The organism is Candidatus Zixiibacteriota bacterium (genome assembly GCA_020853795.1).
Classification (GTDB): domain Bacteria; phylum Zixibacteria; class MSB-5A5; order CAIYYT01; family CAIYYT01; genus JADJGC01.
Window position 1 is genome coordinate 12,669 of record JADYYF010000101.1, and the last position, 21,180, is coordinate 33,848.

A 21,180-nucleotide genomic window follows, 5' to 3' on the forward strand; every position below is an offset into this window, starting at 1 on the left:
GCCGCCGCGATGCGCTTCGTACAATATTTGTGCGTATGTCAATTAGACTGAAACGAGTCTACGATGCTCCAGATCCTCGCGACGGCTACCGGGTGCTGGTTGACCGACTCTGGCCGCGCGGTATCAGCAAGGATCGCGCCGGGCTCGACGAATGGGCCAAGGATTTGGCGCCCTCCAACGAACTGCGGCAGTGGTATCATGCCGATCGCAGTCACTGGGCGGAATTTCGCCAGCGCTATCTGGCTGAACTGAAAGCGCAGTCGGACCACTTGCGTGAGCTTGCTGCCCGGGCGCGCACTGGGGAAGTCACGCTCTTGTACGCCGCGGCCGACCCCGACCAGAATCACGCGATCGTCCTGATGGAAGCGATCAAGAAATACGCGGCATCCTGAACTGCCCCGTCGTCCGCGGCCCCCAAGATCGAGAACAGCGCCGGCCGCACTCGCTGGAGCCTTGCCATCGTCTGCCGGCAACGGTTTATAGCGTTTGTACTCCACGATTTATTCTTGACAATCCGCCCCGGCGGTGCTATACCGCTCATAGAACCCAATTAATCCGCTTGGCCAATCACAACCGCGATTCCGCTTCCCGCATTGGCGCGCAAAGTCATCATTAGCACTCAGGGAGGTTTTTCTCATGAAAGCACGTGTGCTCGCGATCGCGGCGATAGCGATCGTGCTGGCCGCGGCGAGCGCTGCGGTTTATGCCGACGTTCCGTCGCGCATCAGTTATCAGGGGCGGCTCACCAACGATCTCGGACAACCGGTCGATTCGGTCACCAACATCACCTTCGTCCTTTACGAGGATTCGCTCGGAACCGCTCAGCTCTGGGAGGAGACCCACCCCGCGGTCAAGATCACCAACGGTCTCTTCACCGTCTTGCTCGGCTCGATCAACCCGAATCTCATGGCGCAGTTTGAAGGCAAGGAACGCTGGTTGGGGATCAAGATCGGCGACGGCGCCGTGATGATGCAGGCGTTGCCGATCGTGTCGTCGACCTATGCTTTCAAGTCGCAGCGCACCGACTCGGCGGCGGTCGCCAAAGCCGTCGTCGATAATGCCATCACCAGCGCCAAGATTCTCAACGGCACAATTCAATTCGTCGACCTTAGTCAGAACGGCGCCGCTGCGGGCGAGGTCATTAAGTGGACCGGTTCGGCCTGGGACGCCGGCGCCGACGAGGTCGGCAGCAACCTCAGCGGCTGGACCGACGGCGGCAACGTGGTTGGTCTCACTTCAGCGGCCGATACGATAGCCATCAATACCGCCTCGCGCTTGGGCAAGCTGAATGTCGGCGGCGATATCGGCATCTATCCATCGGGGTATATCTACTTCGGCAACGATACGACCTACGTCCGCGGGCTTAGCGGCAATCTGCATCTTGAATGCAATGGCGTTTACTTCAACACGCGCGGGAACGTATTCATCGGTCATCCGGTCGACGGCAACTGGGTGAAATTCGACAATACCAACAAGCGCGTCGGGATCGGCACGATGTCGGTCGATGACAAACTGCACATAGAGAATACCACCGCCGGCGGCGCGTGCTGGTTCAAGATTCAAAACTCCGACGCCACCACCTGGGGCCAAACCGGCTTGCGAATTCAGACGCCGGCCAACACCTGGCACCTGCGGCAGGACCTCTATTCCGCCGCGAATTTCGCCGAAGGCGCCTTGTCGCTCTACAGTACCGGCGGCTCGGTTGAAGCGATGACCTGGCTGGAAAACGGCAATGTCGGCATCGGCATGACAACGCCCGGCAGTCACCGGTTGTACGTCAAAGGCGCCAGCAGCACCTATAGCGGTTCTACGATCTACGCCGAAAATACCAGCACTAACGGGACCGCTGCGTACTGCTACGTCAATTCGAGCTATCCCGCTTTGGTTGCCGCCCAGAAAGGCACCGGCGATATCTTCCGCTGCGTCTGGATCGATGCCGGCGATGTCTCGACCGCGGTTTTCCGTGTAACTGACGACGGGCGCGCCATATGTCCGGAGCTGGAACTCACCGGCGGCAGCGATGTCGCCGAGCCGTTCGAAATCTCCGGGGCAGACGCAATTTCGCCCGGAGCGTTGGTCGTCATCGATGAAGACAATCCCGGCCGACTGAAATTGGCCTCCTCGCCCTACGACGCGCGCGTCGCCGGTGTGGTGAGCGGCGCAGGCGGCATTAACCCCGGCATCACGCTGTCGCAGAAAGGCGTCAACGCGGGTGGCCAGAAGGTCGCCATCAGCGGCCGCGTCTACTGTCTGGCGGATGCCGGCTTCGGCGCCATCAAACCCGGCGATTTGCTGACAACGTCACCCACAGCCGGGCATGCCATGGTCGCCTCCGATCGATCTCGCGCTTACGGCGCCGTGATCGGCAAGGCGATGTCGGCGCTGGATTCCGGCACCGGACTGGTCCTCATCCTGGTCTCGCTCCAGTGACGGCGATGCGGGAAGAAAGTTGAAGAATGATTATGAAACTCTCTCACCTGAATCGTAACCGGCGCTGGACTGTGCTCGCAGCCGCGCTGGCGCTGATGCTGGCCGCGGTGTCGCTGGCTCAATCAAGCGACAAGCGGCTATTCACGGCGCAGCTCTGGAACCTGGATCATCCGGTGGACATCTACGTGTACAATCCGAATCGCGAGCCGCTGGAATTGCCGCCGCCGATGACGCTCCCCACCTATTCGGAATTCCACGGCAAGGGCATCAATGAGAACAACCTACCCGATGCCGTCAAAGTCGGCGGAAATATCACCATCTCCATTGACTATCAGGATAGCACCGGCGAAGGCTTCTATGATGCCACGCTCGGTTCGGCGCGACGCAGTGCTTTCTCGCAGGCATTGGCAATCTGGGCATCGTATTTGCAGGGCCCGGCAACAATCACCATCGCCGCCAGCATGACGCCGCGTGGCGGCGGTCCGGGCAGCGCCACGCTCGCATCCAGCGGTCCAGAACAGTGGCGCTACGAACCAGTCAATGCCCCGGTCGCGCAAACCTGGTACCCATCGGCGCTTGCGGAAATCGTCGGCGGTGTCGATATCGACCCCGATCGCGCGGAGATCGCCGTCGATTACAACAGCGATGTCGACAACTCCTATGTGCTCGGGAGCATCGACTGGTATTACGGCAATGATGCCAACCCCGGGAATGATGTTGATTTCATGATGGTGACGCTGCACGAGATGTGCCACGGCTTCGGCATGGTCGCCTCCTTCAAGAGCACCGGCACCTGGGGCCTCGACTATGACGGTACGCTCTACCCCGTCATTTATGATCGCTACCTGGTCGACAGCTCCGGCACGTTGCTGATCAACAAGCCGGTTTCACCATCAGTAGTGACGGGACATAACGTTTTCTGGAACGGCGCGATCGCCAAGTATGCGTACACGCACGACTTCGGCGGCACCTTCCGCCTGCCGATCTACGCGCCGACGCCCTGGGACGGCGGCTCGAGCATCAGCCATATCGATGAGGCCACCTTCAGCGAGTCGGTCTGGGAGCTGATTACGCCGGAGTACGATGAACCGATTATTCACACGCCCGACTTGATCTGTCTCGGGATTTTCCAGGATATGGGCCACAGCCTGTCGCAGTCGCGTTACGTCAAGTTGACGGCGTCCGGTTTCGAGGACGGCAGCAGCGGGAATCCGTTCAACACGATCACGGAAGGCACGACCAATGTCCCGACCGGCGGGCATCTGCGCATCTACTCCGGCTCCTACGCCGGCGCCCGCACGATCACCAAGGCGATGACCTTGCACAGTTGCGGCGGCACGACGGTACTGGGGACGGCGAAAAGCGCAACCGCGCGGGCCGATACGCTGCAGGGGGCGGACCGCGGCCCGGTGATCGAAGACCAGTAGCGCGGTTCCGGCGCACTTGCCGGGCGGCCTCGCCACCCCCGGCCACCCGGGAAATTTTCGGCATTGTGCCGAGAGCGGCCTGGTCGTATCTTGCTTTAGCTATGGATCAAGGATATCCACTTTGCTTCCCCGTCAACTGATCAACCGGGAACAGGAACGTATGAACTCCAAACTTGCTTTGCTACTTTGGAACCAGCTCGGCGCAGCAATCGACATGCTGGCCAACGCCATGGAAATGTGCCCCGACCAGTTGTGGTCGCATCCGGAAAATTGGAACGCCGGCGCGACCGAGCTGAAAACCCTTGATACCTACAAACCGGAGTTCTGGTACAACGCTTACCACGTACTCTTCTGGACCGATTACTTCCTGTCCAACACGGCGGAAGAGGACTTCCAGCCGCCGGCGCCATTTGGGAAGGAAGAGTTCGACGACCGCGGCTTGATCCCCCCGCGCGTCTACACCAAGACGGAGTTGCTTGACTATCTCAATCACTGCCGCAACCGGTGCCGCGCTTTCATCAATTCACTGAGCGACCAGAGCCTGTTTGAAAATTCTCAGACGACTTTTCGACAGGACTATCCCGTCTTGGAAGTGCTTCTCTACAATCTCCGTCACGTGCAGCATCATACAGCGCAATTGAATCTTCTGCTCCGGCAGGAAATTGATTCGGCGCCCCGCTGGGTCGGGCGCACGAAACTGCCCCTGGTCGAGTAGTGCTGCGAGCGAACTGATTTGCTCGGTGGTCAGCTCTTGGCGGCGAGGTTACATCTTCGGCCACAGCCAGCCAAACGTGCCGGCCGTCACGAGCGCGAAAATCAAGCCGTCAAACACCGACTTCAGTACCGAACACCAACTGCGCCCGTACCAGATCGAGTTCTGCAGCAACGCCAGCGAGTATCCCATAAAGGCCGAGCAGCCGACGAAGCGGAACACGCTGAGATACGATCCGCCCGGCTGGACCGCGTGCCACGCGATATAGGCCGAGAAGATGCTGATCACGATACTGTACAGGAACCACAGGAACAGGCTCAAGCCCATGTTCATCGAGCCGCTCTTGAGAACCGTCATCACCACGACCGGCCCTTTGGCGAGCTTGGCCTCGAACTCCGGCGTCTTCATATCCTTCATCGAATCGCACCGGGGCAGGAAGTAGTCGCCGGGCGGGATGTTGAACGGCCGCAGCGCGGCCTGGACGGTGTCCTGATCCGGCACCTGCTTCATATCATTGGCGTGGTACTTGAGCACCATGTGGATCACCGAACTGACCACAAAGACGAAGACTGCCGAGAGCAGAATCGGCGCCCACAACGTTACAAGGAAACCCATAGTCGATACCTCCTATGACTTCAGGCTTTGCGTACTCTGGTGAATCAATGCTGTGGCTGACCCAATTGACCGGGGCATTCATAGGACTTTGACCTCGGTCGCGCAACAACAATTGTCGTCGTCGTTCGAGTGTGTCAGTTGGAAGCGCAGTTTACTGGCTTATCCGGCCGCCTGGCGCACGATCGCGGCCAGCCGGGCCTCTGTCGCCTCGTCCAGCGCGGTGAAGAACCACGCGGATTCCATAAGCTGGTGCGGTGCGCCCTCAGCCCGCTTGAAGTTTGCTTTCTCGGTGAGGCCGAAGGTCATGTATTTGTCCGCGCGGAAGAAGCAGATGACCGGACCATTTTGGGCGTAGCCCGGCATCCCGTACCACAGCTTTGGCAGCAGTTCGGGCACGCTGCGCTTTATCAGCGCGTGCAAGCGTTCGCCGATGGCGCGATAGTGCGCCGGCATGGCGGCGATCTTTGCCAGCACCTCAGCCTCGTCGTCACTCTTCCTGGCCGTTTTCTTCTCAACCATGTTTGTCCTCCGGTGGGAGCGATCAGCGAGCGCGTTTGAGGTTCAGCGCCACAGCCGCGCGAACCAGCGCCGTCAAAGCGGCCTCGTCAATCTTGTCGGTTTCACGGATATCGATGGCGCGTCTGACCTTGCCGTCAAGACTGGAGTTGAACAGACCGGCCGGATCATTCAGGGAGGCGCCCTTGGCGAATGTCAATTTGACGACATTCTTATATGTTTCGCCGGTGCAGAGATTGCCGCCGCGCGACCAGACGGGAGTCCCCATCCACTTCCATTCCTCGACAATCTCCCCGTCTGCCGCCCGGATGATTCGGCGCACCTGCGCGAGCGTCCGGCCGCGCCAATCGCCTAGTTCTTTAATCCGTTGGTCGATAAGCTTGGCGACCGCCGTTGCGTCGGTCTTTGCAGTCTGACGGGCCGGTGACTTTGCCGTCGCCGTCTTGGCGGCCTTCGGTTTCGGCTTGGATATCTTGTTGACCATGGGGCACTCTCCTGCTAATGGATCAATATAGTCGATAATCAAGAATCGTGTCAAGCCGGTATAATTGGACGGTTCTGCGAGCGCAATACCGCGTGCCCGCAAAAAATCTGGGAGTCACGAAGGTGTGACTCCCAGCCGATCAGGTTGAGGGCGCGAATCAGGCGAGGTCGAAGCGATCGAGGTTCATGACCTTGTTCCAGGCTGCAACGAAGTCGCGGACAAACTTCTTCGCTCCATCCTTGCAAGCATAGACCTCGGCGATGGCTCGCAGTTGGGAATTCGAACCGAAGACAAGGTCAGCACGGGTTCCCGTCCACTTGAGTTCGCCACTCCTGGAATCCCGACCTTCGTACACGTTGTCGGAAGTGGACGATTTCTGCCAGACCGTATTCATGTCAAGGAGATTGACAAAGAAATCATTGCTCAGAACCTGCGGGCGTTTGGTGAAGACGCCGTGAGCCGAGTGGTCGAAGTTGGCATTCAGAACCCGCAGGCCGCCGACCAGCACGGTCATCTCCGGAGCGGTCAAAGTCAGCAGATTCGCCCGATCCAACAGCAGTTCTTCTGCCGGCACACGGACTCCCTCGCGCAGGTAATTGCGGAAACCATCGGCCTTGGGTTCGAGCACGGCGAAAGAACTTGCGTCAGTCTGCTTCTGTGAAGCATCCATGCGCCCCGGGGTAAACGGAACGGTAACACTGTTTCCACCAGCTTTCGCAGCTTGCTCAATAGCCGCACAACCTGCCAGGACGATGAGGTCGGCGAGAGCGACTCTCTTCTTGCCGGCTTTCGCGTTGAAGGATTTCTGGATCTCTCCCAGCACACGAAGCACCTTGGCGAGTTGCTTCGGTTGGTTGATTTCCCAGTCCTTCTGGGGCGCCAAGCGAATGCGCGCGCCGTTTGCGCCGCCGCGCTTGTCAGAGCCGCGAAACGTTGAGGCGGATGCCCAGGCCGTCGACACCAACTCCGGTACCGATAGCCCCGCAGTGAGAATCTTACTCTTGAGAGCGGCAATGTCTTTGGCGGTGATCAAACTATGATCGACGGTCGGGATCGGATCTTGCCAGATAAGATCCTCCTTGGGCACTTCCGGACCGAGGTAGCGCGACTTGGGTCCCATGTCGCGATGGGTAAGCTTGAACCACGCGCGCGCGAAGGCGTCGGCGAACTCCTTAGGATTTTTCTGAAAACGCCGGGTAATCGGTTCGTACGCCGGATCAAAGCGTAGGGAAAGATCGGCAGTCGTCATGATCGGCGGGTGCTTCTTCGAAGGATCGAAGGCATCAACAACCATGTCCTCTTCCGCCACGTCCTTGGCTTGCCACTGCCAGGCGCCTGCCGGGCTCTTGACCAATTCCCAATCGTATTTGAACATAACGTTCAGATAGCCCATGTCCCACTTGGTTGGGTTAGGTTTCCAAGCGCCTTCGAGACCGCTGGTGATCGCATCGGCGCCTTTGCCGCTGCCGAAGCGACTCTTCCAGCCGAGACCTTGCTCTTCAATGCCGGCGCCTTCGGGTTCAGCGCCGACCAACGCGGCATCGCCGGCGCCGTGACACTTGCCGAAAGTATGACCACCAGCGACGAGCGCCACGGTCTCCTCGTCGTTCATCGCCATCCGCGCGAAAGTTTCCCGCACGTCCCGTCCGGACGCGACCGGATCGGGGTTGCCATTCGGACCTTGCGGATTGACATAGATCAGACCCATCTGCACGGCCGCGAGCGGATTGTCGAGTTCGCGATCACCGGTGTAGCGCTTATCGCCCAGCCATTCGGTCTCGGCGCCCCAGTAAATATCTTCTTCCGGTTCCCAGACGTCCTCGCGTCCACCGGCAAAGCCGAAGGTCTTGAAGCCCATCGACTCCAGGGCGCAATTACCGGCGAGGATCATCAGATCGGCCCACGAAAGCTTCTTGCCGTATTTCTGCTTGATCGGCCAGAGCAAGCGACGCGCTTTGTCGAGGTTGGCATTGTCGGGCCAGCTATTCAGCGGCGCAAATCGCTGCGTGCCGGAACCGGCGCCGCCGCGACCGTCACCCACGCGATAGGTGCCCGCACTGTGCCAAGCCATGCGGATGAAGAGCGGGCCATAATGCCCGTAATCGGCCGGCCACCAATCTTGCGAGTTGGTCATCAGCGCGTAGAGGTCCTTTTTGACGGCCTGCAGGTCGAGGCTCTTGAATTCTTCAGCATAGTTGAACTTCTCCCCCATTGGATTGGATTTCGGCGAATGCTGATGCAGGATGCTCAGGTTCAGCTGGTTCGGCCACCAGTCCCGATTCGAGGTCCCTCGTCCCGGCATGTTCGTTGCGCCCGTTACCGGACACTTGTGCGCATTTTGGTCAGTCACATCTGCTCCTTGTGATCAAGTATGATTCGTAATTCATATTAATACTATCTAATAACAGTTCCTATTATGCGACGCGCCGGTCATGGCGGCGTAGGATTCCGGCCATCAGGACTTCGGCTTGCACCGGGAGCAAAGGCCGCTGATCACGACGTGCTTGATCTCAAGCTTCTGCCAGTGCGAAATCGACTTCGGCGGCTTCATGCGATCGAAATCCGGCCAATAGAAATCCTCGATCTCGTGGCATCGCTTACAAACCAGGTGGTGATGATCAGAGATATTAACGTCGAGGCGGGCGGCGTTGTCAATGTGATAGACTTTGCGCACCAGGCCGTACTCCTCGAAAGTGGCAATCGTCCGGTAAACGGTGTCCAGCGAAATCGTCCTGAGTTGTTGCCGCACCTGCTCGTATACGTTTTCCACGGTCGGATGATTGTCGTGTTGGAGGAGCGCCCGGAAGATCTCGGTGCGCTGATGGGTGACTCGGAGTCCCTTGTTTTTGCAGACCGTCTCGAAGCGGGCCATCATCTGAACTTGGTCGATCTTACCCTGTCTCATGATCAATGCAACAGCCTTATTGCCAAATAGTTCCTATTTAGGAATATATAGAACCAGTGACTCGGGCCGCAAGAGCAAAATGCAGCTGTGCAAACCATCCTCGGCCTCGCGCTGCTCAAATGTACCACGCGATTACGGCCGATCGTTGTAACGAATTCTGGAAATATCCGCGAGAACACTGCAGGCGAAGGCGAGCCCTTTGATGCCCTGCAGTTCTTTGAAGCTCAGACCGCCAACCAAGTGCTGGGATTCTCGAACCTCAACTCGCGTTCGGGCAAGAAGACCTTCGTGGCATTGCGACTGCACTGCGGCGCTTGCTCCATCTCCGGTCATGTTCAATCTGTACCACCCCGATCCAAACCCGCTTTCGTTCGTTGATGCGTTCGTTCCTGATGTTATTCTCTCCTCGGAATGTTTGCGGCGCGTGCGGAGCACCCTCCTGCGCGCGACGGCTCGTTCGACCGCCTTTATATTTTCTTTACGCTCAGGCCCCACTTCCTAACTCACCAGCCAGTCACCACCTGCCGTTATTGACCAGGCAGTCCTGAACTCATTGCTCGATTGCAGCAGTCAGGTACGACATGCGCAACCGCGCGGCGCCGGTCGACGCGCTCACGCTGCAAGCTGATGTTGATTCTTGGCAAGGAAGGAATAGGATGACATTTGTCGTGGCCGGCATCGTCGCGGTAGCGCTGCTGTTGTATCTCGTGTACGCACTGTTTCACCCGGACAAGTTGTCTTAGGGGAGCCGTATGACGTCTCATGATTACATGCAGATCGCCCTTTACATCGCGGCACTCATCGTGCTTGCGCCGCTGTTGGGGAGCTACATGGCCCGCGTGCTGCGCGGGGACCGGCATCTGCTCTCGGCGCCCTTGGGTTGGCTGGAGCGCGGCATCTACCGCCTGGCCGGCGTGAATCCGTCCGAAGACACGCCTTGGAAGATCTACGCCTGGCAGCTTCTGCTCTTCAACTTCTTTGGATTTCTGGTGGTCTTTCTGCTGCAAATGACTCAGCAGTGGCTGCCGCTCAATCCGCAGGGACTCCCCGCGGTTTCCTGGCACTCATCATTCAACACCGCCGTGAGTTTCATGACCAACACCAACTGGCAGGGCTATGGCGGCGAGGTGACGATGAGCTATCTCACGCAGATGCTCGGCCTCACCGTGCAGAACTTCGTCTCCGCCGCAACGGCCATTGCGGTGCTGCTGGCGTTGGTGCGGGGCTTCACGCGCAAGTCGACCGCGCTGGTCGGCAATTTCTGGGCGGACTTGGTGCGCACCACCGTCTACATCCTCCTGCCGTTGTCGATCGTGCTGTCGGTGGCGCTGGTCGGGCAAGGAGTAGTGCAGTCCTTTGACAGCTACCAACCTGTAACCACGATTGAGCGACAGGAGCAGATCTTGCCGCTCGGCCCGGCGGCCTCGCAAATCGCTATCAAACAGCTTGGCACAAACGGCGGCGGATTCTTCAATGCGAACAGCGCAGTGCCCTATGAGAACCCTACGCCCTTTTCGAATTTCCTTGAGATGCTGGCCATCCTGCTCATTCCGGCGGCCTTGACCTACACTTATGGAAAGCTCATCGCAAATCAGAAGCAGGGTTGGCTGATTTTCGGCGTCATGCTCCTGCTCTATTTGGGCGGGCTGACGGTGTCGCTCGCGAGTGAACAATACCGCAACGAGGCCCTGGGCATTGCCGCCAATTTGGAAGGAAAAGAAGTCCGCTTCGGTGTAACTAACAGCGTGCTCTGGTCAACCGCCACGACTGCGGCTTCGAATGGATCGGTCAACGCCATGCAATCGAGTTTGACGCCGCTCGCCGGCGGCGTCGCAATGTTCAATATGATGCTCGGCGAGATCATCTTTGGCGGTGTTGGCTGCGGCCTGTACGGCATGATCCTGTTCATCATGCTGACCGTCTTTCTTGCGGGGCTGATGGTTGGTCGAACGCCGGAGTACCTTGGCAAGAAAATCGAGGCACGCGAAGTCAAGTGGGTCATCGTGGCGATTGTTGCTCCCAGCGCCGTGATGTTGATCCTATCGGGGATCTCCGCGGTGGTCCGGCCCGGCCTTTCCAGTCTCGCCCATGCCGGACCGCATGGTCTGAGCGAGATTCTTTACGCCTTCGCTTCCGGCGCGGGCAACAACGGCAGCGCCTTTGCCGGCCTGAACGCCAACACCGTCTACTATAATGTGCTCATCGGCATCGCAATGCTCATTGGCCGGTTCGCGGTGCTGTTGCCGGTACTGGCGATCGCGGGCTACATGGGCGAAAAGGGGATTGCACCGCCTTCAGCCGGGACGTTTTCGACCACTGGCAGTGTCTTCGCCATTCTGCTGGTCGGCGTCATCCTGATTGTCGGCGCCCTGACTTTCATTCCGGCGCTTGCGCTGGGTCCGATGATCGAACACTTCCTTATGAACGCCGGGCAGACATTCTGAGGTGCAAAGCATGAGAACAACTACCACCGGCAAAACAGCGACAGCCACAGTCACGACGCCCACCACTGCTGCTGCGTTGCGGTCGCTGGTCGGCCCGGCAGTTCTTGAAGCCTTTCGCAAACTGAGCCCGCGCGTGCAGTGGCGTAACCCCGTGATGTTTGTCACCGAGGTTGGCGCGGCGGCCGTTACCATCGTCATGGCCGCGGGGCTTGCGCACGGCCGCTTTTCCGGATTTGAGCTGCAGATCGCCCTGTGGCTCTGGTTCACGGTGCTGTTCGCCAATTTCGCCGAGTCCATCGCCGAAGGGCGCGGCAAGGCGCAGGCGGAAAGCCTCAGGAAAGGACGATCCAAAGTTGTCGCCAAACGGCTTCAGGGCTCACAAATCGAGAATGTTCCTGCCGAACTCCTGAAACGTGACGACCTCGTCGTGTGCACAGCCAACGACATGATTCCGGCGGATGGAGAAGTCATCGAAGGCATCGCCTCGGTCGACGAATCGGCCATTACCGGCGAGTCGGCGCCGGTCATTCGGGAAAGCGGCGGCGATCGCAGCGCGGTCACGGGGGGCACCCGCGTCATCAGTGATCGCATCGTGGTCAAAATCACGGCCGAACCCGGCCACGGCTTCGTCGACCGGATGATCTCGCTGATCGAGGGGGCCAAGCGACAGAAGACGCCCAACGAAATCGCTCTGGGAATCGTGCTCGCTGGGCTCACGATCATCTTTCTTCTGGTCGTCGCCTCACTCAAGTTCTTTGCGGACTACAGTGCCGCGGCAGCACATCAGGAACTTGCGAACATTGTGACCGTGCCGGTACTGGCAGCGCTCTTGGTCTGCCTCATCCCGACGACGATCGGCGGCCTCTTGAGTGCGGTCGGCATTGCCGGCATCGACCGCCTTATCCGGCGCAATGTCATCGCCACCAGTGGCCGCGCCGTCGAAGCCGCCGGGGATATTGATGTCCTGCTCATGGACAAGACCGGCACGATCACGCTTGGCAATCGCATGGCGACAGAATTTCTGCCGGCGCCAATGATTACCGCGCAGCATCTATCCGAGGCCGCACAGTTGGCCTCGCTCTCCGACGAAACCCCGGAAGGACGTTCGATCGTGGTCTTGGCCAAAGAGAAGTACGGCCTGCGGGCGCAGTCACTGACACCGCACCAGGCACGTTTCATTCCGTTCTCCGCGTCCACCCGCATGAGTGGCGTTGATATCACCGAAGACGGCGAAGTTGTCATGCCGATTCGCAAGGGATCGCTCGATGTGGTGCAGCGTTATGTTGAGATTCAGGGCGGCGCTATGCCACCGGAAGTCGTCGCCGCAGCCGAGCGCATTGCCGCGGCTGGCGGCACGCCCCTGGCCGTAGCCAGCGACCGGCAGGTGCTCGGCGTGGTTCATCTCAAGGACGTCGTCAAGGGTGGGATTCGCGATCGGTTCGCCGAACTGCGCCGGATGGGCATTCGCACGGTCATGATCACCGGCGACAACCCGCTGACGGCCGCGGCCATCGCGGCCGAGGCCGGCGTGGACGATTTCCTCGCTCAGGCGACACCGGAGATGAAATTGCAGCGCATCCGCGAGGAGCAGCGCCAAGGCCATCTGGTCGCCATGACCGGCGACGGCACCAACGATGCGCCCGCGCTGGCCCAAGCTGATGTCGGTGTCGCCATGAACACCGGCACACAGGCCGCCCGCGAGGCCGGGAATATGGTCGACTTGGACAGCAATCCGACTAAGTTGATCGACGTGGTTGAGACCGGCAAGCAAATGCTCATGACCCGCGGCGCACTCACCACCTTCAGCATCGCCAATGATGTGGCCAAGTACTTCGCCATCATTCCGGCAATGTTTGCTTCACTCTACGCTGCGCCCGGCAGCCAAGTGGGTCCACTGGCGACGCTAAACATAATGCGACTGGAGTCCCCGCAAAGCGCCATTCTCAGCGCCGTGATCTTCAACGCTCTGATCATCATCGCGCTCATTCCGCTGGCCCTGCGCGGCATCACTTACCGGGCCCAGGGTGCATCGGTAGTCTTGCGGCGCAATTTGCTCATTTACGGACTGGGCGGGCTAGTGGTGCCGTTTGTCGGCATCAAGCTCATCGATTTACTGGTTTCCACTCTGGGACTGGCGGGGTAGGAGCATCGAAATGAAAAGTGTATGGCAATCGCTGCGCATGCTCGCCGTGCTTAGTCTGCTGACCGGCGTGCTTTATCCGCTGCTTATAACCGGTCTGGCTCAGGCACTGTTCCGGGACCAAGCCAACGGCAGCATCATCACCAGCGACGGGAATCGCATCGGCTCGACCCTTATGGGCCAGGCGTTCTTGTCTGACAAGTATTTCTGGCCGCGACCCTCGGCGACCGGATACAACCCGCTGCCCTCGTCCGGAACGAACGCTGGACCCACCAGCTCAGCTCTTCGCGACTCGGTGAGCGCCTGGGCTGGTCGATTCCATTCGCCGATTGCGGCGATACCACCGGACTTGCTCACGGCATCGGGCAGTGGGCTCGATCCGCATATTACGCCTGAAGCTGCGCGTTTTCAGACAGCTCGGATCGTGGCCGCCCGCGGTCTTGACCCCAGCCGAGAAATGGAGGTGGAGCAATTGATTCGTGAGCACACCGAACCTCCGCAATTCGGGCTCTTTGGCCAATCCCGGGTGAACGTGCTGCGCCTTAATTTGGCACTGGATTCTCTCCTGCGGTAAGGGTACCTTTTCGCTATGTCTGACGCAGGGCGCCCCGATCCGGATCGACTCCTTCAGGCGATCAGCCGCGAAGCGAAGTCGCAGGCAACCGGCAAACTGCGGATCTTTTTCGGCATGTCTGCCGGCGTCGGGAAAACCTACGCCATGCTCGAGGCTGCTCAGCAGCGACGGGGTGAAGGCATCGATGTCGTAGTTGGCATAGTGGAGACGCACAGTCGCGTGGAGACCGAAGCCCTGCTGACCGGTTTGACGATTATCCCCCGCCGAGAACTTGCCTACCGCGGCATCGCCTTGCAGGAGATGGATCTTGATGCCGTCCTGGCGCGCAATCCGCGCCTGGTTCTGGTCGATGAACTGGCACATACCAATGTCCCGGGATCGCGACACCCCAAGCGCTGGCAGGACGTGGTCGAGCTTCTGGATGCGGGCATTGATGTCTACACGACCCTGAACGTTCAGCACCTTGAGAGTCGCAAGGAATATGTCGAGGAGATTACCGGCATCACGATTCGCGAAACCGTTCCCGACACGATTCTGCAGCGCGCCACTCAGATTGTATTGGTGGATATCACACCCTCGGAATTGCTGCAACGACTGAAGGAAGGCAAAGTCTATCTGGGCGACAAAGCCGAGATGGCGGCGCAGAATTTCTTCACCGCGGATCGTCTGACCGCGCTGCGGGAAATCGCTTTGCGCATCACCGCGGAAGCTGTCGACCAGGAACTGCAGGGTCTGACCGCCTCCCACAGCGCGGCGGGGCCATGGAAGATCACCGAACGACTGATGGTGGCAGTCAGTCATAGCCCCCACTCCGAGGATCTGATCCGCTCGACGCGCAGGCTTGCCTTCAGTCTCGGCGCATCGTGGATTGCCGTCAACGTTGATAACGGAGCCGCGCTTGGGGCCGACGATGCGCGACAACTAGATCGAAATCTGTCGCTCGTGCGCGAATTGGGCGGTGAAGTCGTCAACATCACCGACGTGGACATCGGTGAAGCCCTGGCACAAGTAGCCCGCCAGCGGGGCATCACGCAGCTGGTCATCGGTCACCCCGGTCAGCGACGCCTTCGGGATCTGTTGGGCGGGGGTACGCTTCTGGACCGGTTATCCGAACGCGCGACCACCTTCGACATCCATGTACTCAAACCCGAAAGAGCCAAACGACTCCTGCGCCGACCGCTGGGGGACCTGCGAACCGAGTCGTCTGCTGCACACTACCTGCTGGCCGTCGGTACGATTGTCGTGGCGTCGTTGTTGAGTGCGGCGCTGCTTCCTGTCATCGGCTATCACGCCGTCGGCTTCGTTTTTTTGATGGGCGTCTTGCTGATCAGCCTGTTCGTTTCGCTCGGTCCGATGCTGCTGGCCGCACTCCTTTCGGCGGTGGTGTGGAACTTCTATTTCATTCCACCCGTCGGGACTTTTGACATCGGAGAACCTGCCGATATTGCGATGTGCGTTGCCCTGCTGGTGGCGGCATCGGTAACCGGCACCCTGACCGGCCGCATCCGTCGCCGTGAACGACTGCTGCGCGCCCGCGAACAGCGCACGACGGCTCTCTATCAGCTTGCCAGCGACCTCTCGGCCGCGCTCGATCAAGCGGCGTTGGAGAAGGCCATCTCCGCCAACCTGTCAACCTTGTTGAAGGTCGAGATCGGCATTGCGCTTAAGTCATCCGAAGGCGAGCTGACTCTTCACAACTCTGCTTCCGCGGACCACTGGATGAGTGCGGCGAAAGAGTGGGCCGTGGCGCGCTGGGCCTTTGAACACCGCAAACCGGCCGGGTGGTCCACCGACACTCTGGCTTCTGCCGGCGGGATGTACATCCCCTTGATCGGCCCCTCGGAAAGCGTCGGTGTTCTGGGACTCAAGCGGCGTGAGGACCGTCGGCTCTCCAATGACGAGATGAATCTCCTGTTGACGGCTGCGCGGCAACTGGCGGTGGCGGCGGAACGGGAGCTGTTTCAAGAACGATCGCGGCGCCTGCAACAACTGCAGGATTCCGAGCGCTTGTACCAGACGATCTTGAATACCGTCTCCCACGAATTGCGTACACCCTTGACGGCAATTATCGGCAACGCCTCGGCCCTGGATAACGAACAGATCGCGAACGATGCGACGAGACGAAAGCAGTTGTCGGTGGAGATCATCACCAATGCCGAACGACTCAATCGCGTTGTCTCCAATCTGCTGGATATGTCGCGCTTGAATTCCGGGAAGATGGTGCTTAAGCGCGATTGGCATGATCTGACCGATCTGGTCTCGGTGACGCTCGATTCGCAGCGGTCAGCATTGGCCGGTCATACCGTCACGGTGCGGTTAGCCGATGGCTTGCCGCTCGTGCGCGTCGACTTCCATTTATTGCAGCAAGCTCTGGCGAACTTGTTGGTCAATGCCGCAACCTATGCGCCGCCTCAGACTGTTATTGAAATTGGAGCGCGGGTGGCTGATCAGACAATTGTGCTCTCTGTCACCGACCAGGGTCCCGGGCTGCCGACAGAGGCGATCCCGCATTTGTTCGAGATGTTCTTCCGAGGACCCGGATCAAAACCCGGCGGTGCCGGGATTGGGCTGGCGATCACCCGCGGCATCGTCGAACTGCATGGCGGAACGGTCACGGCGGAGAATTTGACTCCCGGCGGCGCGCGCTTTGCGATCAGATTGCCGGTCGACACCCAGCCCCAATTGCCGCAAGACCGGAGTGAAGTGTGATGGGTGCGCGGATCCTGGTCATCGATGATGAATTGGCGATCCGCCGTTTCCTCCGGCTCAGCCTGGAGGCGGAAGGGCATACTTTCATCGAATCCGAAGGCGGCGAAGCGGGACTGATTGCCGCTGCCACGCATCGCCCGGAGCTGATTGTTCTCGATCTGGGCCTGCCCGATCTGGACGGCATGACGGTGCTGAAGCGGCTGCGCGAGTGGTCGACGGTTCCTGTGATTATTCTCACCGTGAGAGATTCCGAAAGTGAGAAAGTAGCGCTGCTCGATGCCGGCGCTGACGACTACCTCGCCAAACCGTTCAGTGTCCCGGAACTCCTGGCCCGCGTGCGCGTAGCGCTGCGCCACCAGCAGACCGGGGTATCCGCGCCGTCGGTTCGCGTGGGTGACCTGGAGATCGATTTCACCGATCGCACGGTCTTGCTGCGCGGCGTCCCAATTAGACTGACTGCGACCGAGTACGAACTCCTGCGAATCCTGGCCAAACACCACGGCAAAGTCGTCACTCAAAGGCAGTTGTTGAAAGACGTCTGGGGACCACAATCGGTGAACCAGTCGCAATACCTGCGCGTCTATATCGCCCAGCTCCGCAAGAAATTGGAGCGTGACCCGAGCCGCCCCAGGTATATCATCACGGAACCAAGCGTAGGATATCGACTGAGTTCTGGCGAATAGATCTCCGCCACACCCTTAATCCGCTTCTGTAATGATTGCAATGGTTTCCAGTGGCGCCGGTGCGTTACTGATGTTTGCGCACGACTTCGTTGCCCTGTGAAATCAAGCGATCAACTTCGGCTGCGCTGACCGGCGCAAATCACGCTAATCGGCAATGTCTGCCCGGAGGTCGGGAAGTCCGACCTCCGGGCGTTGGCTGACAGGAAAGGTCCTGCAATCGGCCGCCCGGCGCGAATTTCGATGGCCGCGCCGGGATCCGGGACCTCTCACTTGGCAGGATCATCGTTCACGACGACAAGGTCACCGACCGGGATCACTTCGTCGGCCGGCATTCCGACCCGGCGAGCGTGTTCGCGGATGGCTTCGGGACTCGTGCCCTGGTAGATACAAACCGTACCGAGCTTGCCTTCCTCCTTGACGACGTAGCTCCTGATCCACTTCACTTGGTCCGGCATCTCCTCAAGGCCGATGCGCGACGAGATCGAAGCCGACTTCTCGAGGTCTTCCGGGCGAGCCCAGAATTTGCGTCTCAAGATTACGTAGGTGTTCATTGCACTGTCTCCTCTGCTCCAGATCGGAGCTGGTTGGCCGTCCGCCCGATGGTCCGGGCTCCGGCGGTTTTATTGCGGGCGCGGCACCGTGCCGTCGCGCCGTGAGGTGATGGTAACAAGAAATGACAACCAAGTCCTTGTGGACCCTTGATGGAATCCTTATGTTTTTCTGATGATCTGGCGATTTGACCCGTACGAACTTGACGAGGAGCAGCGCGAATTGCGGCTGTTGGGTCGTGAAGTCATGGTCGAGCCGCTGGTTTTTGATCTGTTGGCCGACCTGGTACGCAACCGCGATCGCGTTGTCACCAAGGACGAGTTGTTTGACCGGGTCTGGGCGGGCGCCATTGTGAGTGAGAGTTCGCTGCAGCGCGCCGTGAGTCTGGCCCGGTCGGCCCTCCGCGCCGGCAACTTGACCGACGCGATCAAGACATTTTCGCGTCGCGGATACCGGTTCACTGCCAGCGTGACCGAGATATCCTCCCATCCGACAACGACGACTGCAGTTAATGACTTGGACCCGCTTCGTCGGGCGCGTCACGAATTCGAGCGGAATAACTGGGAAAAGGCGCGATCCGAATTCATCAAAGCCGACGGCGCCGGCGGCTTAGCCGGACCGGATCTTGAACGGGCGGCCTGGTGTTACTTGAATCTCGGTCGTCCGCACGAATCGGTTTCGTGGTTGGAGCGGGCGGCGGCCGCTCATTCCGCCGCCGCCGACTCTCTGGGCGCCGCGAGAGCGGCGATTCTGTTGTGCCAGGTTCATCTCGAAGGCAGGCGCACAATGGTCGCAGGAGGTTGGCAACAACGCGCCCAGCGACTCCTTGAGGGCCAGAAGCCATGCCGCGAAGTGGCGCAATTTGAATGGGTCACCGGGCGACTCGCATTGGCAACAGGCGACATCGACAACTCGCTTCTTCATGCCGAGCGCGCTCTGGCGTTGGCCCGCTCCGTCGAAGACCCCGACCTTGAGGCCGTATCGCTTATCTATCTTGGGCATGTGTGTATCGTCCGTGGCGATGTGCGCCGCGGGCTTGCGCTCCACGACGAGGCGGCGGCGGCCGTGCTCGGCGGGGCGGTAGCTCCTTGGTTTGCCGGGTTGGTTTATTGCGGACTCGTGTACATCTGTCAGAACCGGGGTGATTGGTTGCGCGCAGCCCATTGGACCGAGGCGTTCGGACGATGGGCCGACCGCGCTCCGACGTTCACGTACCCGGCTGTCTGTCGGATGCACCGGGCCGAAGTCCTCGCGCTCAAGGGCGAACTGGCGACCGCAGAACGGGAACTCACTGAAGTCCGTACCGAACTTGAGGAGAGCGCGCCTTGGGCAGTCGGCGACGCTGAGCGGATCGTCGGCGAAGTCCTGCGCGCCCGCGGCGATCTGAGCGGCGCCGAGCAGGCATATCGCCGCGCACAAGTTGTCGGGTGGGATTCCTGCCCCGGCTGGGCCGAGCTGCTTCTTGAGCGCAAGGACGCGCCGGCAGCCGTCCGGGCTCTGGAAATGGCAATCGAAGACCCATCGTGGCCGTGTCGTCAGCGGCGCCGCCTGCTTTTTGCCGCGCTGGCCCGTGCTGCGGCGCTGTCGGGTGATACGGTGCGCGCTCGCCAGGCCATCGATGCGGCAGTGACGATCGAGGATGGAGACATCACGCCGGCGCAACACGGCGCGCTGGAGCGCGCCCGCGGCGAGATTGCCGCCGCTGAAGGTCGAATCGACGAAGCGATCCGCACGCTGCGCGCAGCACTTCGCTTTTGGAGAGACATTGAGGCCACGCTCGAAATTGCACCGCTCCACGAGCGATTGGCCGAACTACTTCTTGCTGCCGGCGACACGACGAGCGCCACGATGGAACTGCAGACGGCTGAGACCCTTTGGCGTGATGCAGAATCCGTGACCCGTGCCGATGCCTGCGCGGCCCGACGTTTGGCTCTGCAAACTTCCTGACAACTCCGCTTCGGATCACGTTGAATGTCCGGAGTCGGCAGCCAAATGCGTGACCTCAATAAGGCCTTGAAATAGTCCATGATTGTACTATCATACACGCCGGATCAACAGGTTCGATCCGAGGACGCCCAATCGTGAATCCAACAATATTCCGAACCTGGTAAAATCAATTAGACACAGGAGGTAAAATCGTGTCACTCCGCCTTATGGTTCCAATTCTGCTGGTGCTTGCCGGAATTGCATTTTCGCAGGAGCGTTCGGGAGGTACGACCGTCGATTCTGTGCAGCAGACGATTGACGCAGCTTTGGTCAGATGCCGGGCGGCAATCGACAAATTCGGCGTGACCGACTCGGCGATGATCGCCATTCAAGAGGTTTTGTCGGAGCTGGCCGCGATTCCGGGCATCAAGACACGAGGGACAATGAAGGAACTCCACGGCAACAAATCCATGGGGCGAGCGTTGTTGGCCTCCGAGAACGATTCCGGCATTTGCCTCTATGTCTCCTGGTTCGGCAAAGGCGCAGCCACGCCGGTTCATGATCACCTGACTTGGGGCGTCATTCGAGTTCTGGAGGGCCAGGACAAGTACACTTATTGGAAGCGCCGGACCGATGCGCAATCCGGCGAAGTGCTGGTTGCCAAGACCGACGAGAGAGTCTTGAAAGCGGGTGCGTCGACCTTCTGGCTCGGGCCGCCCAACGACATTCACAGTCAACAGGCTGTCGACGGAGAGGTTTGGGAGTTGGTGCTGACCGGACGGGACCTGTCATCGGATTACGTCTCAAAGAACCAACAACGATTTGACGCAAGAACCGGCCGAGCGCTTCAACAGAAGCCCAGATAGTAGCTTGCCACTGTTCCGGGACGGCAGGCGCAGTGAAATGCGCGAATAAGTTCATATCATGGATTCAAGGGGAATCAAGCCCCCGACTGCGTTGGACAACAAGAACTTATCCGGCGTTATGACCAAGTCGTGCTTGTTTCTCAATCGCCGGCTCGCCTGAGTCTTTGCCTCCGTACTCGTGTCCAACCATCAATTGCGAT

General features: G+C 59.7%; 19 protein-coding genes. 13 read left to right on the forward strand and 6 right to left on the reverse strand.

The genetic code is table 11. The features are described 5' to 3' along the window. Positions 1-35: 35 nt before the first annotated feature. From IT585_07675 to IT585_07690, 4 genes are all read left to right on the forward strand, one after another. Positions 36-392 carry a DUF488 family protein gene (locus IT585_07675; protein ID MCC6963114.1) on the forward strand — a complete coding sequence of 119 codons (357 nt, stop codon included), beginning with the start codon at positions 36-38 and terminating at the stop codon, positions 390-392. 244 nt (positions 393-636) lie between these two features. After that, the gene (locus tag IT585_07680) at positions 637-2,430 is read left to right on the forward strand and encodes a hypothetical protein (GenBank protein ID MCC6963115.1); all 1,794 of its coding nucleotides are present in this window, start codon (positions 637-639) and stop codon (positions 2,428-2,430) included. Positions 2,431-2,462: 32 nt separating this feature from the next. Next, on the forward strand, positions 2,463-3,857 hold the full coding sequence (locus IT585_07685) for a hypothetical protein (GenBank protein MCC6963116.1): 1,395 nt from the start codon (positions 2,463-2,465) through the stop codon (positions 3,855-3,857). A gap of 160 nt (positions 3,858-4,017) precedes the next feature. Beyond that, positions 4,018-4,572: a DinB family protein gene (locus IT585_07690; GenBank protein ID MCC6963117.1), complete on the forward strand. Its 555-nt coding sequence runs from the start codon at positions 4,018-4,020 to the stop codon at positions 4,570-4,572. A gap of 48 nt (positions 4,573-4,620) precedes the next feature. Here IT585_07690 and IT585_07695 read toward each other — a convergent pair whose 3' ends face one another. From IT585_07695 to IT585_07715, 5 genes are all read right to left on the reverse strand, one after another. Then, a complete protein-coding gene (locus IT585_07695) occupies positions 4,621-5,184 on the reverse strand; it encodes a hypothetical protein (GenBank protein MCC6963118.1) in 564 nt (187 codons plus the stop codon). Between the two features lie 159 nt (positions 5,185-5,343). Beyond that, entirely contained in the window at positions 5,344-5,703 is a 360-nt protein-coding gene (locus tag IT585_07700; GenBank protein MCC6963119.1) for a DUF1801 domain-containing protein, read from the reverse strand. 22 nt (positions 5,704-5,725) lie between these two features. Further along, positions 5,726-6,184 (reverse strand): DUF1801 domain-containing protein, encoded by a 459-nt coding sequence (locus IT585_07705; protein MCC6963120.1) that lies wholly within the window; start codon positions 6,182-6,184, stop codon positions 5,726-5,728. Positions 6,185-6,341: 157 nt separating this feature from the next. Beyond that, a complete protein-coding gene (katG, locus tag IT585_07710) occupies positions 6,342-8,486 on the reverse strand; it encodes a catalase/peroxidase HPI (protein ID MCC6963121.1) in 2,145 nt (714 codons plus the stop codon). Positions 8,487-8,639: 153 nt separating this feature from the next. Next, positions 8,640-9,089: a transcriptional repressor gene (locus IT585_07715; GenBank protein ID MCC6963122.1), complete on the reverse strand. Its 450-nt coding sequence runs from the start codon at positions 9,087-9,089 to the stop codon at positions 8,640-8,642. 87 nt (positions 9,090-9,176) lie between these two features. Here IT585_07715 and IT585_07720 point away from each other — a divergent pair, with 87 nt between their 5' ends. From IT585_07720 to IT585_07750, 7 genes are all read left to right on the forward strand, one after another. Further along, the gene (locus tag IT585_07720) at positions 9,177-9,467 is read left to right on the forward strand and encodes a hypothetical protein (protein MCC6963123.1); all 291 of its coding nucleotides are present in this window, start codon (positions 9,177-9,179) and stop codon (positions 9,465-9,467) included. A 203-nt stretch (positions 9,468-9,670) separates the two neighbouring features. Continuing rightward, complete coding sequence (gene kdpF, locus IT585_07725) at positions 9,671-9,832, forward strand: K(+)-transporting ATPase subunit F (GenBank protein ID MCC6963124.1); 162 nt, start codon at positions 9,671-9,673, stop codon at positions 9,830-9,832. 9 nt (positions 9,833-9,841) lie between these two features. After that, positions 9,842-11,533 carry a potassium-transporting ATPase subunit KdpA gene (gene kdpA / locus IT585_07730; GenBank protein ID MCC6963125.1) on the forward strand — a complete coding sequence of 564 codons (1,692 nt, stop codon included), beginning with the start codon at positions 9,842-9,844 and terminating at the stop codon, positions 11,531-11,533. A gap of 10 nt (positions 11,534-11,543) precedes the next feature. Further along, entirely contained in the window at positions 11,544-13,676 is a 2,133-nt protein-coding gene (kdpB, locus tag IT585_07735) for a potassium-transporting ATPase subunit KdpB (GenBank protein ID MCC6963126.1), read from the forward strand. 10 nt (positions 13,677-13,686) lie between these two features. After that, entirely contained in the window at positions 13,687-14,247 is a 561-nt protein-coding gene (kdpC, locus tag IT585_07740) for a potassium-transporting ATPase subunit KdpC (protein MCC6963127.1), read from the forward strand. A gap of 15 nt (positions 14,248-14,262) precedes the next feature. Then, on the forward strand, positions 14,263-16,956 hold the full coding sequence (locus IT585_07745; protein MCC6963128.1) for a sensor histidine kinase KdpD: 2,694 nt from the start codon (positions 14,263-14,265) through the stop codon (positions 16,954-16,956). After that, the gene (locus tag IT585_07750) at positions 16,956-17,639 is read left to right on the forward strand and encodes a response regulator (protein MCC6963129.1); all 684 of its coding nucleotides are present in this window, start codon (positions 16,956-16,958) and stop codon (positions 17,637-17,639) included. Before IT585_07745 ends, IT585_07750 begins: the two co-directional genes overlap by 1 nt. Positions 17,640-17,905: 266 nt before the next feature. Here IT585_07750 and IT585_07755 read toward each other — a convergent pair whose 3' ends face one another. Beyond that, positions 17,906-18,190 carry a DUF4242 domain-containing protein gene (locus IT585_07755; protein ID MCC6963130.1) on the reverse strand — a complete coding sequence of 95 codons (285 nt, stop codon included), beginning with the start codon at positions 18,188-18,190 and terminating at the stop codon, positions 17,906-17,908. Positions 18,191-18,362: 172 nt separating this feature from the next. Between IT585_07755 and IT585_07760 the strand changes: the two genes are divergently transcribed. After that, complete coding sequence (locus tag IT585_07760; GenBank protein MCC6963131.1) at positions 18,363-20,135, forward strand: winged helix-turn-helix domain-containing protein; 1,773 nt, start codon at positions 18,363-18,365, stop codon at positions 20,133-20,135. A 191-nt stretch (positions 20,136-20,326) separates the two neighbouring features. Continuing rightward, entirely contained in the window at positions 20,327-20,980 is a 654-nt protein-coding gene (locus IT585_07765) for a hypothetical protein (protein ID MCC6963132.1), read from the forward strand. The last annotated feature ends 200 nt before the right edge of the window (positions 20,981-21,180 follow it).

What these genes read in the sequence shown, in the direction of transcription:
- IT585_07675 (MCC6963114.1), top strand. Translation starts at nt 36, where the DNA reads ATGTCAATTAGACTGAAACGAGTCTACGATGCTCCAGATCCTCGCGAC.
- IT585_07680 (MCC6963115.1), top strand. Translation starts at nt 637, where the DNA reads ATGAAAGCACGTGTGCTCGCGATCGCGGCGATAGCGATCGTGCTGGCC.
- IT585_07685 (MCC6963116.1), top strand. Translation starts at nt 2,463, where the DNA reads ATGAAACTCTCTCACCTGAATCGTAACCGGCGCTGGACTGTGCTCGCA.
- IT585_07690 (MCC6963117.1), top strand. Translation starts at nt 4,018, where the DNA reads ATGAACTCCAAACTTGCTTTGCTACTTTGGAACCAGCTCGGCGCAGCA.
- IT585_07695 (MCC6963118.1), bottom strand. Translation starts at nt 5,184, where the DNA reads ATGGGTTTCCTTGTAACGTTGTGGGCGCCGATTCTGCTCTCGGCAGTC.
- IT585_07700 (MCC6963119.1), bottom strand. Translation starts at nt 5,703, where the DNA reads ATGGTTGAGAAGAAAACGGCCAGGAAGAGTGACGACGAGGCTGAGGTG.
- IT585_07705 (MCC6963120.1), bottom strand. Translation starts at nt 6,184, where the DNA reads ATGGTCAACAAGATATCCAAGCCGAAACCGAAGGCCGCCAAGACGGCG.
- katG (MCC6963121.1), bottom strand. Translation starts at nt 8,486, where the DNA reads ATGCCGGGACGAGGGACCTCGAATCGGGACTGGTGGCCGAACCAGCTG.
- IT585_07715 (MCC6963122.1), bottom strand. Translation starts at nt 9,089, where the DNA reads ATGAGACAGGGTAAGATCGACCAAGTTCAGATGATGGCCCGCTTCGAG.
- kdpF (MCC6963124.1), top strand. Translation starts at nt 9,671, where the DNA reads ATGCGCAACCGCGCGGCGCCGGTCGACGCGCTCACGCTGCAAGCTGAT.
- kdpA (MCC6963125.1), top strand. Translation starts at nt 9,842, where the DNA reads ATGACGTCTCATGATTACATGCAGATCGCCCTTTACATCGCGGCACTC.
- kdpB (MCC6963126.1), top strand. Translation starts at nt 11,544, where the DNA reads ATGAGAACAACTACCACCGGCAAAACAGCGACAGCCACAGTCACGACG.
- kdpC (MCC6963127.1), top strand. Translation starts at nt 13,687, where the DNA reads ATGAAAAGTGTATGGCAATCGCTGCGCATGCTCGCCGTGCTTAGTCTG.
- IT585_07745 (MCC6963128.1), top strand. Translation starts at nt 14,263, where the DNA reads ATGTCTGACGCAGGGCGCCCCGATCCGGATCGACTCCTTCAGGCGATC.
- IT585_07750 (MCC6963129.1), top strand. Translation starts at nt 16,956, where the DNA reads ATGGGTGCGCGGATCCTGGTCATCGATGATGAATTGGCGATCCGCCGT.
- IT585_07755 (MCC6963130.1), bottom strand. Translation starts at nt 18,190, where the DNA reads ATGAACACCTACGTAATCTTGAGACGCAAATTCTGGGCTCGCCCGGAA.
- IT585_07760 (MCC6963131.1), top strand. Translation starts at nt 18,363, where the DNA reads ATGATCTGGCGATTTGACCCGTACGAACTTGACGAGGAGCAGCGCGAA.